At 73.2% G+C, this 13,582-nt stretch carries 15 protein-coding genes; 10 read left to right on the forward strand and 5 right to left on the reverse strand.

The genetic code is table 11. The features are described 5' to 3' along the window. Positions 1-191 precede the first annotated feature (191 nt). Positions 192-1,097 carry a TIGR01777 family oxidoreductase gene (locus JOE61_RS02165; protein ID WP_193669265.1) on the forward strand — a complete coding sequence of 302 codons (906 nt, stop codon included), beginning with the start codon at positions 192-194 and terminating at the stop codon, positions 1,095-1,097. A gap of 4 nt (positions 1,098-1,101) precedes the next feature. On the opposite strand, the gene JOE61_RS02170 is transcribed toward JOE61_RS02165, so the two are convergent. Next, positions 1,102-1,611: a hypothetical protein gene (locus tag JOE61_RS02170; RefSeq protein ID WP_193669264.1), complete on the reverse strand. Its 510-nt coding sequence runs from the start codon at positions 1,609-1,611 to the stop codon at positions 1,102-1,104. Between the two features lie 63 nt (positions 1,612-1,674). On the opposite strand from JOE61_RS02170, the gene lipB reads away from it, so the two are divergent. From lipB to JOE61_RS02195, 5 genes are all read left to right on the forward strand, one after another. Then, positions 1,675-2,427 carry a lipoyl(octanoyl) transferase LipB gene (gene lipB / locus JOE61_RS02175; RefSeq protein WP_193669263.1) on the forward strand — a complete coding sequence of 251 codons (753 nt, stop codon included), beginning with the start codon at positions 1,675-1,677 and terminating at the stop codon, positions 2,425-2,427. Positions 2,428-2,484: 57 nt separating this feature from the next. After that, positions 2,485-3,480: an ABC transporter ATP-binding protein gene (locus tag JOE61_RS02180; RefSeq protein ID WP_193669262.1), complete on the forward strand. Its 996-nt coding sequence runs from the start codon at positions 2,485-2,487 to the stop codon at positions 3,478-3,480. After that, positions 3,477-4,475: a hypothetical protein gene (locus JOE61_RS02185; protein ID WP_193669261.1), complete on the forward strand. Its 999-nt coding sequence runs from the start codon at positions 3,477-3,479 to the stop codon at positions 4,473-4,475. The genes JOE61_RS02180 and JOE61_RS02185 overlap by 4 nt, the downstream gene beginning before the upstream one ends. A 78-nt stretch (positions 4,476-4,553) precedes the next feature. Then, positions 4,554-5,495 carry a lipoyl synthase gene (lipA, locus tag JOE61_RS02190; RefSeq protein ID WP_193669260.1) on the forward strand — a complete coding sequence of 314 codons (942 nt, stop codon included), beginning with the start codon at positions 4,554-4,556 and terminating at the stop codon, positions 5,493-5,495. Positions 5,496-5,547: 52 nt separating this feature from the next. Further along, on the forward strand, positions 5,548-6,255 hold the full coding sequence (locus JOE61_RS02195) for a DUF4191 domain-containing protein (RefSeq protein WP_193669259.1): 708 nt from the start codon (positions 5,548-5,550) through the stop codon (positions 6,253-6,255). Between the two features lie 114 nt (positions 6,256-6,369). On the opposite strand, the gene JOE61_RS02200 is transcribed toward JOE61_RS02195, so the two are convergent. Next, positions 6,370-7,221: an SCO4651 family lipoprotein gene (locus JOE61_RS02200; RefSeq protein WP_193669258.1), complete on the reverse strand. Its 852-nt coding sequence runs from the start codon at positions 7,219-7,221 to the stop codon at positions 6,370-6,372. A 37-nt stretch (positions 7,222-7,258) separates the two neighbouring features. Next, positions 7,259-7,675 (reverse strand): RDD family protein, encoded by a 417-nt coding sequence (locus JOE61_RS02205; protein ID WP_193669257.1) that lies wholly within the window; start codon positions 7,673-7,675, stop codon positions 7,259-7,261. A gap of 195 nt (positions 7,676-7,870) precedes the next feature. Here JOE61_RS02205 and glnA point away from each other — a divergent pair, with 195 nt between their 5' ends. The 4 genes from glnA to JOE61_RS02225 all read left to right on the forward strand — a co-directional run bounded on the left by glnA (position 7,871) and on the right by JOE61_RS02225 (position 11,854). Then, on the forward strand, positions 7,871-9,295 hold the full coding sequence (gene glnA / locus JOE61_RS02210) for a type I glutamate--ammonia ligase (RefSeq protein ID WP_193669256.1): 1,425 nt from the start codon (positions 7,871-7,873) through the stop codon (positions 9,293-9,295). A 242-nt stretch (positions 9,296-9,537) separates the two neighbouring features. Beyond that, a complete protein-coding gene (locus JOE61_RS02215; RefSeq protein WP_193669255.1) occupies positions 9,538-9,708 on the forward strand; it encodes a hypothetical protein in 171 nt (56 codons plus the stop codon). Further along, positions 9,708-10,970 carry a cupin domain-containing protein gene (locus tag JOE61_RS02220; protein WP_193669254.1) on the forward strand — a complete coding sequence of 421 codons (1,263 nt, stop codon included), beginning with the start codon at positions 9,708-9,710 and terminating at the stop codon, positions 10,968-10,970. Before JOE61_RS02215 ends, JOE61_RS02220 begins: the two co-directional genes overlap by 1 nt. Continuing rightward, positions 10,967-11,854 (forward strand): ferredoxin family protein, encoded by an 888-nt coding sequence (locus tag JOE61_RS02225; RefSeq protein WP_193669253.1) that lies wholly within the window; start codon positions 10,967-10,969, stop codon positions 11,852-11,854. Before JOE61_RS02220 ends, JOE61_RS02225 begins: the two co-directional genes overlap by 4 nt. Before the next feature lie 22 nt (positions 11,855-11,876). Here JOE61_RS02225 and JOE61_RS02230 read toward each other — a convergent pair whose 3' ends face one another. Both JOE61_RS02230 and JOE61_RS02235 read right to left on the reverse strand, forming a co-directional pair. Further along, positions 11,877-12,479 carry a DedA family protein gene (locus JOE61_RS02230; protein WP_193669252.1) on the reverse strand — a complete coding sequence of 201 codons (603 nt, stop codon included), beginning with the start codon at positions 12,477-12,479 and terminating at the stop codon, positions 11,877-11,879. Positions 12,480-12,746: 267 nt separating this feature from the next. Continuing rightward, positions 12,747-13,511: a universal stress protein gene (locus JOE61_RS02235; RefSeq protein WP_193669251.1), complete on the reverse strand. Its 765-nt coding sequence runs from the start codon at positions 13,509-13,511 to the stop codon at positions 12,747-12,749. Between the last annotated feature and the right edge of the window lie 71 nt (positions 13,512-13,582).

Here is a 13,582-nt window from a genome sequence, read left to right on the forward strand (position 1 = left end):
CGAACTTCGCGCTGACCCGGCCTGAATGTCGCGTCGAGTCGGCCCGAACCTGCCCACGGGAGGTTCGGGCCGGGTCGGGGGGAAGTTCGGGCCGGGTCGGGGGGAAGTTTGGGCCGGGTCGGGGGGAGATCTGGGCCGGGTCGCGCGGGGAGGTGAGGTCCGGGGGCGGGGTGCGTGGCAGTCTCGAGGCCATGAGCCTCCACGTGGTCGTCGCCGGGTCGTCCGGCTTCCTCGGCACCCACCTGCGCCAGGCGCTGCGCGAGCGCGGGCACCGCGTCACCCGGCTGGTGCGCAGCCCCACCAGCGAGCAGGACGCCTCGACATGGGACCCGTACGCCGGCGTGGTCGACCGCGACCTCGTCGGTGGCGCCGACGTGGTGGTCAACCTGGCCGGGGCGCCGCTGATCGGCAACGTGCACTCCGACAAGTGGGCCCGTGAGGTCCGCGAGAGCCGGGTGCGCACCACCCGGCTGCTGGCCGAGACGATCGCGGGGTCGACCCGCCCCCCGGCGTACCTGGCCGGCAACGGCATCGCCTTCTACGGCGACCACGGCGACCAGCCGCTCACCGAGACCTCCGAGAGCCGCGGCGACGCGCTGCTGACCGACGTGAGCCGCGAGTGGGAGGCCGCGGCCGCCCCGGCTGCGGCGGCCGGCTCGCGGGTGTGCGTGCTGCGCACCTCACCGGTGATGGACCGCCGCAGCCCTCCGATGAAGCAGCTGGTGCCGCTCTTCAAGCTCGGCCTCGGCGGCCGGCTGGGCAGCGGACGCCAGCACATGGCGATGATCTCGCTGCGCGACTGGGTCGGGGCCGTGGTGCACCTGGCCGAGCACGACAGCGCCGCCGGGCCCTTCAACATGTGCTGCGAGACGACGCCGACCAACGCCGAGTTCACCGAGACCCTGGCCTCGGCACTGCACCGGCCCAGCTTCGCGACCGTGCCCGCGCCGCTGCTGCGCGTGGGCGCCGGCAAGATGGCGCCCGAGCTGCTCGGCTCGCTCAACGTGCGCCCCGAGGCGCTGCTGGCGGCCGGCTACACGTTCCGCGACCCCGACGTCGCCGCGGTCGTGGAGACCGGCCTCGCCACCCGCGACTGATCCCTCACCAGCCCAGCGGGCGCACCGACGCCATCTGCCACCCGTCGCCGCTGCGCCGCAGCACCAGCGCCCGGGCGGTGGGCCGGTCCTGCGGCAGCACCCGTCGTACGCCGCTGCCGACGGCGACGGCGCCCACCAACCGGTCGGTGACCCGCAGGACCAGCCGGCGACCCTCGTCGTGCACCACCTCGAGAGCCAGCACCTCCACCGCCATCCCCCGCACCCGCAGACCGCGCTCGAGCCACGCGTCGAGCATCCGCAGGTCGCGTGCCCCGGCCAGCGAGCCGGCGGTGTAGAGGTCGGCGAGCCCGTCGCGGTCGCCGCGGCGCCAGACCGCCGCGCGGCGCTCGTCCCACGCGGCCAGCACCGCCCGGGCCCGCCGCTCCCCCGGCCCCTCCGCCGAGCCGGCTGCCGCCGGAGCCACGGGCTGTGGCCCGGCCGCGGCCGGACCGGCCAGGAGCACCAGCAGAGCGGCCGCAGCAAGGGCATGGACGAGCCGGGACGAGAAGCGCATGACCTCCTCCTTCCCCACCGGGCCAGCGCCCACCACGCTGTCCACAGGCGTAGGCTCGCGGACATGAGCGAGGCGGCGTACGAGCAGGAGAGCGTGCAGTTCGAGGTGGCCGGCCTGGGGCCCGACGCGGTCGACTACCTGTCCGCCTGGGAGCTGCAGCGCGAGGTGCACGCCCAGGTGGTGGCCGGTGAGCGACCCGGCTCCGTGCTGCTGCTCGAGCACCCCCCGACCTACACTGCGGGCAAGCGCACCGAGGCCCACGAGCGCCCCCTCGACGCCGGTGGCGCGCCGGTGATCGACGTCGACCGCGGCGGCAAGATCACCTTCCACGGCCCCGGCCAGCTGGTCGCCTACCCGATCGTGGCGCTGCCCGACCACGTCAAGGTCGTCGACTTCGTGCGCCGCATGGAGGAGGCGATGATCGCCACCTGCACCCACTTCGGGGTCGAGACCGCCCGGGTGCCGGGGCGCAGCGGTGCCTGGCTGCGCGCCGACGAGCGGGCCGGCGAGCGCAAGATCGGCGCGATCGGCATCCGCGTCAGCCGCGGGGTGACCATGCACGGCATCGCGCTGAACTGCGACGTCGACCTCGGCTGGTACGACCGCTTCGTGCCCTGCGGCATCGCCGACGCCGGGGTGACCACCCTGAGCCTGGAGACCGGGCGGCGCGTCGGCGTCGAGGAGGCGCTGCCGGTGCTGCGCACCCATCTCGCCGAGATGCTGGCCTGGGACGACTACCGCCCGACCCCTGACTACGAGCCGCGCCCCGAGCCGGGCCGCGCCCCGCGCATCGAGCTGGTGACGCCGGGCGGGTGACCCGCCCCGACGGCGCGTCGCGAAGGTAGAGCGGCGCGGCTCTGCCACGCTCGCGCCGTGAGCACGACGAGCGGCCCCGCGGCCGGCCCCGGGCACGACCTGGTCATCGAGACCTCAGCGCTGCGCAAGGAGTTCCGCACCCGCAAGGGGCGGACCCGGGTGGCGGTGCAGGGCCTCGACCTCGCGGTGCCCGCCGGCGGCGTGCACGGCTTCCTGGGCCCCAACGGGTCGGGCAAGACCACGACCATCCGGATGCTCCTGGGCCTGGCCCGCGCCACCAGCGGCACGATGCGCCTCTTCGGGCGCCCGGTGCCCGACGAGCTGCCGGCTGTGGTCGGTCGCGTCGGTGCGGTCGTGGAGTCGCCCAAGTTCTCCCCGAACCTGACCGGTCGGCAGAACCTGCTGCTGCTCTCGCGCTCGATCGGCGCGCCCGACACCCGGGTCGACGAGGCGGTCGAGACCGTCGGGCTGACCGGGCGCGACGGCGACCGGTTCCGCTCGTACTCGCTGGGCATGAAGCAGCGTCTCGCGATCGCCGCCACGCTGCTCAAGGACCCGGCGCTGCTGATCCTCGACGAGCCGACCAACGGGCTCGACCCGGCCGGCATCCGCGAGATCCGCGACACCATCCGCGACCTGGGCGAGCGCGGCGTGACCGTGCTGCTCAGCTCGCACATCCTCGCCGAGGTGCAGCAGGTCTGCACCTCGGCCACGATCATCGGCAACGGCCGGCTGCTGGCCTCCGGCACCGTGGCCGACCTGCTGGCCGCGGGTGCGGCGTACCGGGTCGAGGTGGCGGCGCCCGGCGAGGCCAGACGAGTGCTCGAGGCGGCCGGGCACCCGACCACCCACGGGCCCGACGAACGCTCGTTCCTCGTCGAGACCGAGCAGCCGGCCGAGGTGACCCGGCTGCTCGGCGAGGCCGGCATCTGGCTCGAGGGGCTGAGCGCCCAGCGCCAGGACCTCGAGAGCTACTTCCTCGAGCTCACCGCCGCCGACACCCTGGGCCAGACGATGGGCCAGTCGATGGGCCAGACGGGCGGCGCGGCATGAGGGCGCTGCTGCGGGTCGAGGCCACCCGGCTGCGCTGGCGCCGAGCGGTGGTGCTGCTGCTGGTGGCCGCGGTCGCGGTCCCCGCCTTGGTCCTGGCCTCGGTCGCGTGGAGCACCCGCCCGGTCTCCGAGGCCGAGCAGGACCAGATCCTCTCCGAGCGGTACGCCGCCAAGGAGGTGCCCCGCTGCGAGCGGCAGCCCGAGAACTACCTCGGCTACGAGCCGGGCAGCGGCGACGCCGTCCAGCTCGAGCAGGCCTGCCGCGCCCAGGTCCTCGAGTGGTACGGCGGCCGTGCCACCCTGCGTCTCGAGGCCGAGACCCGCGAGGGGTCGCTGCTGGGCGTCGTGGCCGTGGTGGGCCTGCTGATGCTGCTGGTGGGCACCACCTTCGTCGGACACGACTGGGGCTCGGGTTCGATGAGCAACCAGCTGCTCTTCGAGCCGCGACGGGCCCGCGTCTGGGCCGCCAAGGCGGTCGTCGTCACGCTCGTCGGCGCCCTGGTCGCCGGGGCGGTGCTGGCGGCGTACTGGGCCGGGCTGTGGGCGCTGGCCGCCTCGCGCGACCTCGCCACCGGCGGCGGTGTCGTCGGCGACGGCTTCGAGGTCGTCGCCCGCGGGGCGCTGCTGGCCGCCGCCGGCGCGCTGGGCGGCTACGCGCTGACCATGCTCTTCCGCAGCACCGTGGCCACCATCGGCGTGCTCTTCGCGGTCTCGGTCGTGGGCGGCACCCTGATCGGCCTGCTCGGCAGTGCCGGCGGCAGCACCGAGCGCTGGCAGCCGCAGCTCAACGTGCTGGCGTTCGTGACCAACGACATGCGCTACTACGACGACAGCGACCTGCCCGAGGAGTGCTTCACGCGCCGGGGCGGCTCGGGCGAGGAGTGCAACGGCGAGCGGGTGCTCACCGCGACCGACGGCGGGCTGTACCTCGGGGCGCTCCTGCTGGGCGCCGGCGCGATCTCCCTGGGCTCCTACCGGCGCCGCGACGTGCCCTGACCCGGCCGTCGGGCCGCTGTACCGGCGGGTACCCGGCCGACTCGGCCACGGCTGGGCCCGCGGCGTACAGTCGAGCGCGTGACACAGGCACCTGCACCCGAAGGCCGCAAGCTCCTCCGACTCGAGGTCCGCAACGCCGAGACCCCCATCGAGCGCAAGCCGGAGTGGATCAAGACCCGCGCCAAGATGGGCCCGGCCTACAAGGAGCTGCAGAGTCTCGTCAAGGGCGAGGGCCTGCACACCGTGTGCCAGGAGGCCGGCTGCCCCAACATCTTCGAGTGCTGGGAGGACCGCGAGGCCACCTTCCTCATCGGCGGCGACCAGTGCACGCGGCGCTGCGACTTCTGCCAGATCGACACCGGCAAGCCGCAGCCCCTCGACCGCGACGAGCCGCGCCGGGTCGCCGAGTCGGTGCAGAAGATGCAGCTGCGCTACGCCACGATCACCGGCGTCGCCCGCGACGACCTGCCCGACGGCGGTGCCTGGCTCTACGCCGAGACCGTCAAGGTGATCCACGAGCTCAACCCCGACACCGGCGTCGAGAACCTGATCCCCGACTTCAACGGCAAGCCCGACCTCCTGCAGGAGGTCTTCGAGAGCCGTCCCGAGGTGCTGGCCCACAACGTCGAGACCGTGCCGCGGATCTTCAAGCGGATCCGTCCCGCGTTCCGCTACGAGCGCTCCCTCGACGTCATCACCCAGGCCCGCGACTTCGGCCTGGTCACCAAGTCGAACCTGATCCTGGGCATGGGCGAGACCCGCGAGGAGGTCAGCCAGGCCCTGCGCGACCTGCACGAGGCCGGCTGCGAGCTGATCACGATCACCCAGTACCTGCGCCCCTCCGCGCGCCACCACCCCGTCGAGCGGTGGGTCAAGCCCGAGGAGTTCGTGGAGCTGAAGGACGAGGCCGACGAGATCGGGTTCTCCGGGGTGATGTCCGGACCGCTGGTCCGTTCGTCGTACCGGGCCGGACGGCTGTACCGTCAGGCGATGGAGGCGCGAGAGGGCGCCGCCGTCTGATCCCCGCCCGCGGGTCGCACCCCGGGCCGACCCGAGTGAGGCACGCTTCCGCATGGCCAAGCAGACCGACGCGTCGTCGATGAACCGCCGCCAGCAGTTCGCCGAGACCTACCGGATCACCAAGAGGACCGACCCGCGCATCGGGCTGTGGCTCCTGCTGACGTTCCTCGTCACCGGTGTCCTGGGCTTCCTCATCTTCAAGATCCTGCCCGGCAGCGGCGCGATCGAGTGGGTGCTCTCGGTCGTCGGCGGCATCATGTTCGGCACCCTGGGTGCGCTGATCCTCTTCAGCCGCCGCGCGCAGGCCTCGGCCTACAGCCAGATGGAGGGCCAGCCCGGCGCCGCCGCCGCCTCGCTCAACATGCTCAAGCGCGGCTGGCACACCGAGAACGCCGTCGCCTTCAACCGCCAGCAGGACGTCGTGCACCGGGTGGTGGGCCCTCCGGGCATCATCCTGGTCGGCGAGGGCAACGGCTCGCGGCTGCGCGCGCTGATGGCCGGTGAGCGCCGCAAGCACGAGCGGGTCGTCTCCGAGACGCCGGTGCACGAGATCGTCGTGGGCCGCGAGGAGGGTCAGGTGCCGCTCCCGCAGCTGATGAAGAAGCTGCGCAAGATGAAGCGCGAGGTCCGCCCCGCCGACATCACCGACATCCGCAACCGGCTCAAGGCGCTCGACGCCAGCCGCCCCGCGGTGCCGCTGCCCAAGGGCCCGGTGCCGACCAGCATGAAGGGCATGCGCCAGAACATGCGCGGGCGCTGAGCGGCGTACGCCGCGGCATCGACGCAGCGAAGGGCGGCGAGGTCATCGACCTCGCCGCCCTCCCGTCGTCCCGGGCCGTCCGGGACCGCCTGGGTCCGCCGGACGCGCCGGGGCTCAGCTCATCTGGCTCATCGAGCCCATCATGTCGTCCATCGTGGTGACCTGGCCGGCGGGCGGTGCCTCGATGTCGACGTCGGCACCCCAGTCGTCCATGCTCATCTCGGTCGAGCCGAGCTCGCCCATGTCGATGACCATGCGGCGCACCCGGCCGTCGTCGTCGAACCAGGTGTCGGACTGCATCTGCTCGGGCATCATCGACTTCGGGACGCCCTCCATGCCCTGCATCCCCTCGAGCGCGGCGCTCGGGTCGAGCGTGGCGGAGTAGTGCTCCAGCGACTCGCCGTCGACGTCCTCCTCGCCGACGAACGTGACGCTCTCGAGGCCGGCGCGCATCATCTCGGCCTGCTTCGAGGGGTCCATCGAGTCGGTCATCATCGGGCCCAGCGGGTTGCCCGGCTCGTCGAGATCCATCGACAGGTACTTGCCGCCCAGGTCGGGCACCTGCATGTACATCACGTTGTCGACCAGGATCATCTCGATCGGCTCGTCACCGAGCTCCGCGGACTCCATCGTCATCCGCATCGCGGGCGTCTTCCCGGTGTAGTCGACGACGCCCTCGGCGCTGATGGTCGTCCCCGCCGTCTCGGAGGTCATCGTCGTGCGGGCCGTCGTCGCGTCCTCGAACGAGGCAGCCATCAGGGCCACGAAGTCGTCGTCGGGGACCGGGTCGCCGGCCTCGAGGCCGCCGGCCTCCTCGCCGTCCTCGTCGCCCTGCTCCTCCAGCTGGGCGGAGGCGCTGCTGGTGTCCTCGGCGCTCTCCTCACCCCCGCAGGCGGCCAGGCCGGTCAGGGCGAGGGGCAGGACGGCGGCGACGGCCGTACGCCGCCAGGTCGGGGTGCGCTTCATGGTGAGGCCTCTCATGGGGGAGCTGTCCCCCCAGTCTTCACCTGCCGGCAAGCCGGCGAAACGTCTCGACCGTGACGGTGCAGGTGCCGGCGGCGATGTCGTGCAGCCCCCGGCCGTCGGGGCGGAAGACCAGCGGGGGGACGGCCAGGGCCACCAGCAGCTGGCGGGCCAGGGCCGGCAGCAGGGCCGGCGGGCGCGGGTCGCCGTTCGCGCGCACCACGCGCAGGCGGGTCACGACCTTGCCGAAGGAACCGCCGAGCAGCGCGGTGAACAGCGCCGACTCGACCACGAAGAGGCCCAGCACGTAGAAGCCCGAGGCGGGGTCCGCGGTGGCGCCGTACACGGGGGTGAACAGGCTCACCGCCAGGGTGCAGGCGGCCCAGTCGACGACCAGGGCGAGGATCCGGCGGGTCCAGGAGGCGGTCTCGACGCTCGTCGCGCTGGGGTTGCTCACCCCGACAGCCTAGGGACCGGGCCCGCCGGGTCCGCCCGGGCCCGACTTGGACGTCTGTTACATGGGGGAAACACGTCCGATACGGTCTGGAAACTGCCTCACTCGTAGGGTGAGCGCATCGTCCGAGGCATCGTCGCCGCGGGTGTCCACTCTCAGATCTGCCGGTCGTCCGACGGGGACGGCCAAGGAGGACGAATGTTCCAGAACAGCGAGGAGCTGCTCAAGTACATCAAGGACGAGGGCGTCGAGATGGTCGACGTGCGCTTCTGCGACCTGCCCGGTGTCATGCAGCACTTCACGGTCCCGGTGTCCTCGTTCGACCAGTCGGTCTTCGACGACGGCCTGAACTTCGACGGCTCGTCCATCCGCGGCTTCCAGGCCATCCACGAGTCCGACATGTCGCTGTTCCCGGACCCGACCACGGCCTACATCGACCCCTTCCGGGCCGCGAAGACCCTGGTGGTCAACTTCTTCATCCACGACCCGATCTCGGGCGAGGCCTACTCGCGCGACCCGCGCAACATCGCCCGCAAGGCGATGGCCTACCTGGCCACCACCGGTGTCGGTGACCAGGCGTTCTTCGCCCCCGAGGCGGAGTTCTACGTCTTCGACAACGTGCGCTTCGAGACCAAGGCCAACGCCGGGTTCTACGAGATCAACTCCTCGGCGGGCGCCTGGAACACCGGTGACGCGTTCGAGAACGACAACCGTGGCTACAAGGTCAAGTACAAGGGTGGCTACTTCCCCGTCGCCCCCACCGACCACTTCGGCGAGCTGCGCGACGAGATGGTCATCGAGCTCGAGCGGGCCGGCCTGCAGGTCGAGCGCGCTCACCACGAGGTCGGCACCGCCGGCCAGGCGGAGATCAACTACCGCTTCGACGAGCTGCTCAAGGCCGCCGACGACGTGATGAAGTTCAAGTACATCATCAAGAACACTGCCTGGCGCAACGGCAAGACCGCGACCTTCATGCCCAAGCCGATCTTCGGTGACAACGGCTCGGGCATGCACGTGCACCAGTCGATCTGGAGCGAGGGCGCGCCCCTGTTCTACGACGAGACCGGGTACGGCGGCCTGTCCGACATGGCGCGCTACTACATCGGCGGCATGCTCAAGCACGCCCCGTCGCTGCTGGCCTTCACCAACCCGACGGTGAACTCCTACCACCGCCTGGTGCCCGGCTTCGAGGCCCCGATCTCGCTGGTCTACTCCCAGCGCAACCGGTCGGCCTGCGTGCGGATCCCGATCACCGGCTCGAACCCGAAGGCCAAGCGCGTCGAGTTCCGCTGCCCCGACCCGTCGGCGAACCCCTACCTCGCCTTCTCGGCGCTGCTGCTCGCCGGCCTCGACGGCATCAAGAACAAGATCGAGCCGCCCGCCCCGGTCGACAAGGACATCTACGAGCTCCCGCCGGACGAGATGGCCGACATCGACCAGGTCCCGACCTCGCTCAACGCCGTCCTCGACTCCCTCGAGGCGGACCACGAGTTCCTGACGGCCGGCAACGTCTTCACGCCCGACCTGATCGAGACCTGGATCGACTACAAGCGCACCAACGAGATCGCGCCGGTGCAGGCCCGCCCGCACCCGCACGAGTTCGAGCTGTACTACGACATCTGACCGGCACCAGCCGATCGGTGAACCGGCCCCGTCCTCCTCGTGAGGGCGGGGTCGGCGTCGTCTCGCTTCCGGCAGGCAGAGTGTGGAGCCCCGTACGAGCATCGTCCGTCCGGGGCTCCACACTCTGCCCTCCCCACCTTCCGGGGGTGGGCAGTGACCGCGGGACTGGCTATACACGTAGCCACGGCGTCGACCGGCGCCGTACGACCGGGCCGAGGGCCCCGACGTGCAAGGGAGACGACATGAGCCAGTCCGAGACCGAGGGCCCCGCAGACGGCGGCGCCGAGGGCACCCCGGGCGTGCAGGACGGCGGCGCCGACGGTGGGGCCGAGGGTCCCGCTGACGGCGGTGCCGAGGGCACCCCGGGCGTGCAGGACGGCGGCGCCGACGGTGGAGCAGACAGCTCCGCCTGATGCCGCACCAGCCAGAGGACGGCAGGCCCGGGGACTCCGGGCCTGCCGTCCGCGCCGACACCACCCGCCCCGCCCCAGGACGACCCGCCTCGAGCAGACCCGCACTGGCCCGGCTGGTCGGGGACGTCACCGACTTCGCGCAGACCTCCTGGGGCAGGTCCCCGCTGCTGCGCCCGGGCGCCGACGCGGGCGCCTTCGCCGACCTGCTCAGTGAGCCCGCGGTCGACGAGCTGGTGGCCCAGCGGGGGCTCCGCACGCCGTTCGTACGGGTGGCCAGGGCCGGCTCCACGCTCCCCCACAGCGCCTTCACCGCGCCGGGCGGGCTCGGTGCGGGCATCGCCGACCAGGTCAGCGACGACAAGCTCAGCGCGCTCTTCGCGGCCGGCTCCACCATCGTGCTGCAGGGGCTGCACCGGGTGTGGTCGCCCGTCCTCGACTTCTGCCAGCAGCTGGCCGCCGACCTGGGCCACCCGGTGCAGGCCAACGCCTACGTCACCCCGCCGCAGAACCAGGGCTTCGACGACCACTACGACGTGCACGACGTCTTCGTGCTGCAGGTCGCCGGGCGCAAGAAGTGGTCGATCCACGCGCCCGTGCACGAGGCACCGCTGCGCGACCAGCCGTGGACCGACCGCCGCGAGGCGGTCCGGCTCGCCGCCGAGCAGGAACCGGTGATCGAGACCGTGCTCGAGCCCGGCGACGCGCTCTACCTGCCCCGCGGCTACCTACACTCCGCGACCGCCCTGGGCGGGGTCACCGTGCACCTCACGCTCGGCGTGCACAGCTGGACCCGGTACGCCGTCGCCGAGGAGCTGGTCGCCCTGGCCCTCGAGCGGCTCGCCGACGACGAGGAGGCCCGCGGCTCGCTGCCGCTGGGCACCTCCCTGGCGGCCGACGACCTCGACCTCGACCTGGTCGGCAAGCGGCTGCGCGAGGCGCTGGGGTCGATCGACGCCGACGACGTGGCGCAGCGCCTGCACGCGAAGCGCCGCGGCTCGCAGCGCGCTGCGCCCCTGGGGCCGCTCGCCCAGCACGCGCTGGCCGCCGCGCTGACCGACGCGACCGCCCTGCGGCTGCGCGAGCACCTCGACGCCACGCTCACCGACGCCACGCTCACCACCCGCGCCGGCAGCCTGCCGGTCGACCAGGTGCCCGCGCCCGTGCTGCGCCGGCTGCTCGAGGGGCACCCCGTCACGGTCGCCGACCTGGGTCGCGAGCCCGCCCGCGAGCTGGTCGAGGCGGGACTGGTCGTCGCCGGATGAGCCTCCGGTGCTCGGACGAGGCCGAGCTGCGCGACGACCCGCTGATCGGCACCGCTCCCCCGCAGCGCGACTGGCTGCTGGTCGAGCACCCGGGGCCGTGGCCGGTGACCGCACCGTTCGGCGCCGGCCTGTCGACCGCGCTGCTGCGCGAGCTCGGCCACCCCGAGCTGCGGACCCTGTTCATCCGACGCCACGGCCGCGACGGCGCGGCCGATCGGCTGACCGGACCGCGGCGCTGGTACCGCAGCCACGACGGCCGGTTGCGCACCGGCCTGTGGCAGCGGCCCGACGAGCTGCTGGCCAGCCTCGTCCCCGACAGCGGCGAGGAGCACACCGGCCCGCTGCTCCTCGTCTGCGCCCACGGCGTCCACGACCTGTGCTGCGCCGTCAAGGGACGCCCCGTGGCCCGGGCCCTCGCGCAGCGGTGGCCCGAGGCGACGTACGAGTGCAGCCACGTCGGCGGCGACCGGTTCGCGCCCAACCTGCTGCTGCTGCCCGACCTCACCTGCTACGCCGGCATGTCGCCCAGCGAGGCCGTGAGCACCGTCGAGTCCCACCTGGCCGGCCGTGTGGACCCGGCCAGGCTGCGCGGCGTCGCGGGGCTGCACCCCGCAGAGCAGGTCGCGCTCGGCGCCGTGCTCGAGCGGTGGGGCCCCGCGCCGGTCACCGCCGCCGCCCCGCGCCTGGTCGAGCAGACCGGCGGCTTCGACGCCGGCCGGTGGACGATCGACGTCATTGGTGTCGCTCCCCTGCCCGCGCGCGTGCGCGTCGAGATCGACAGCAGCCGGCGCGCCGAGGCCCGGCTCACCTGCCGGGCGACCAGACCCACGCGTGCCCTGCAGTGGGACGTTGTGTGGGTCGGGGCCGGCCCGTCCCCGGCGTGACCGTCGCCCCTCGACGACCGCCTCAGCCCCTGCGCCGACGGCGTACGACGACGACCACGGCCACCACCAGGACGACGAACCCGAGCAGCACCCAGCTCCCGATCCCGATCGCCTCGTCGATCGCCTTGAGCGAGGCACCTGCCGTGGCACCGATGGCGACGTGGGCCAGCGACCAGGCCAGGGCCCCGGTCAGGGAGGCCGCGACGAAGCGCGGGTAGCCCAGGTGGGCGGCCCCGGCCGCGACCGGCGTCAGCACTCGCACCGCGGGCAGGAACCGGGACGTGACGACGGAGCGGGCACCGTAGCGGCGCAGCAGCTCCTGGCTGCGCTCCCACTTCTCCTCGCCCAGCCGCCGACCCAGGCGCGTCTCGGCCACCCGTGAGCCGTAGCGACGTCCGACCAGGTACCCGAAGGAGTCGCCGGCCGCGGCCGAGAGCCACACGACGCTGGCCATGGCCGCGAAGGAACCGGGGCCATCCACCGTCGTCGCCATGACCAGGACACCGGTCTCCCCCGGCACGAAGAAGCCCAGGCCGATGCCGGTCTCGCTGAAGGCCATGACCCCGGCCACGAGCAGGACGAGCGGCGTGGGCAGGTTGGCCAGCTCCTCGAGGAGGTCGGTCATGATCGGCGCTCGTCCTCTCCCTCACCGCCGGGCCGGGTCGCATCGTGCTCAGGCTGCCACGAGTGCCCGGGTCCACGAGCCTGAGCAGGCCAGGAGCGCGTGCCCGGCCCGGGCACCCGGCTCCCCGATCGGTAGGGACGACGCGGTGCGCGCCAGCCCGGAAACCCGATCGTGGTGCAGAGCGACCACGTGGGCGGGCCGGTCCGAGAGACGGCGTGATCGTCGAGGTCAGGCACGACGACGCCACCGTCAGCCACATCAGCCACATCAGCTACGGCGATCCGGACGTGTCGCGGTGACCGCAGCGTCTCGCTGGGCCTCGTCGTCGGCCAGCTCCGGCGGTACCACGAGCACGGTGCAGGGAGCGTGGTCGAGCAGTCCCCGGATCCGCGCGTCGGGTCGTCCCCACAGGGGGGCGTGCGCGCCGCGCAGCACGACCACCAGGTCGTGCTCGTCCAGGCCCGGCAGGTCGGCCCCGGGGCGGCCGGGCAGCGTCACCTCCTCGGTGGGGACGTCCCACAGCGCGGCCTGGGCAGCGGCCACACCCGCCAGCACGCGACGCTGGCCCTCAGCGATGCTCGCCGCCACCACGCGTCCCACCGCCGGAGCATCGGGGCCCGCCAGCCGCTCACCGGCCGGCACCACCTCGACCAGGCACGTGGCCCGGGCGACCACCGCTGCGGTGACCCCGCCCCGCACGGCACGCACGGCCGGGGAGGCTCCCTCGGCGCCCAGCACGACCACCGCCGCGGCGTGCGCCGTGCGCAGGATGCCGTCGGTGACCGCGCCCACGTACAGCGCGGTCTGCACGGGCCCGCGCCGCCCCAGGGAGCGGGCGTGCTCGGCAGCCGCGGCGAGCACCTCGTGCTGGGCGAAGACGTGCCGGCCGACGTACTCCTCGTCGGCCCCACTCATCGCGTAGCGCTCCTGGTCGACGTGCAGCAGGGTGATGCTCCCGCCGCGCCGCTCGGCCTCCTGCGCCGCCCGCTCGACCACGGCCACGTCACGCGGCCAACTGCCCACGGCAGCCACGACCCCGAGCCTCGGCCCGGTCCTGCCCGCGACGTCCTGCGTGCGTGTCACGTCCTCGGGGTCCACCGTGC

The organism is Nocardioides salarius (genome assembly GCF_016907435.1).
GTDB lineage: Bacteria > Actinomycetota > Actinomycetes > Propionibacteriales > Nocardioidaceae > Nocardioides > Nocardioides salarius.

Bases quoted from the DNA above. Each gene is read 5' to 3' on its own strand.
- JOE61_RS02225 (WP_193669253.1), top strand. From the start codon at position 10,967: ATGAGCCTCCGGTGCTCGGACGAGGCCGAGCTGCGCGACGACCCGCTG.
- JOE61_RS02170 (WP_193669264.1), bottom strand. From the start codon at position 1,611: ATGCGCTTCTCGTCCCGGCTCGTCCATGCCCTTGCTGCGGCCGCTCTG.
- lipB (WP_193669263.1), top strand. From the start codon at position 1,675: ATGAGCGAGGCGGCGTACGAGCAGGAGAGCGTGCAGTTCGAGGTGGCC.
- JOE61_RS02185 (WP_193669261.1), top strand. From the start codon at position 3,477: ATGAGGGCGCTGCTGCGGGTCGAGGCCACCCGGCTGCGCTGGCGCCGA.
- JOE61_RS02220 (WP_193669254.1), top strand. From the start codon at position 9,708: ATGCCGCACCAGCCAGAGGACGGCAGGCCCGGGGACTCCGGGCCTGCC.
- JOE61_RS02165 (WP_193669265.1), top strand. From the start codon at position 192: ATGAGCCTCCACGTGGTCGTCGCCGGGTCGTCCGGCTTCCTCGGCACC.
- glnA (WP_193669256.1), top strand. From the start codon at position 7,871: ATGTTCCAGAACAGCGAGGAGCTGCTCAAGTACATCAAGGACGAGGGC.
- JOE61_RS02200 (WP_193669258.1), bottom strand. From the start codon at position 7,221: ATGAAGCGCACCCCGACCTGGCGGCGTACGGCCGTCGCCGCCGTCCTG.
- JOE61_RS02195 (WP_193669259.1), top strand. From the start codon at position 5,548: ATGGCCAAGCAGACCGACGCGTCGTCGATGAACCGCCGCCAGCAGTTC.
- JOE61_RS02215 (WP_193669255.1), top strand. From the start codon at position 9,538: ATGAGCCAGTCCGAGACCGAGGGCCCCGCAGACGGCGGCGCCGAGGGC.
- JOE61_RS02230 (WP_193669252.1), bottom strand. From the start codon at position 12,479: ATGACCGACCTCCTCGAGGAGCTGGCCAACCTGCCCACGCCGCTCGTC.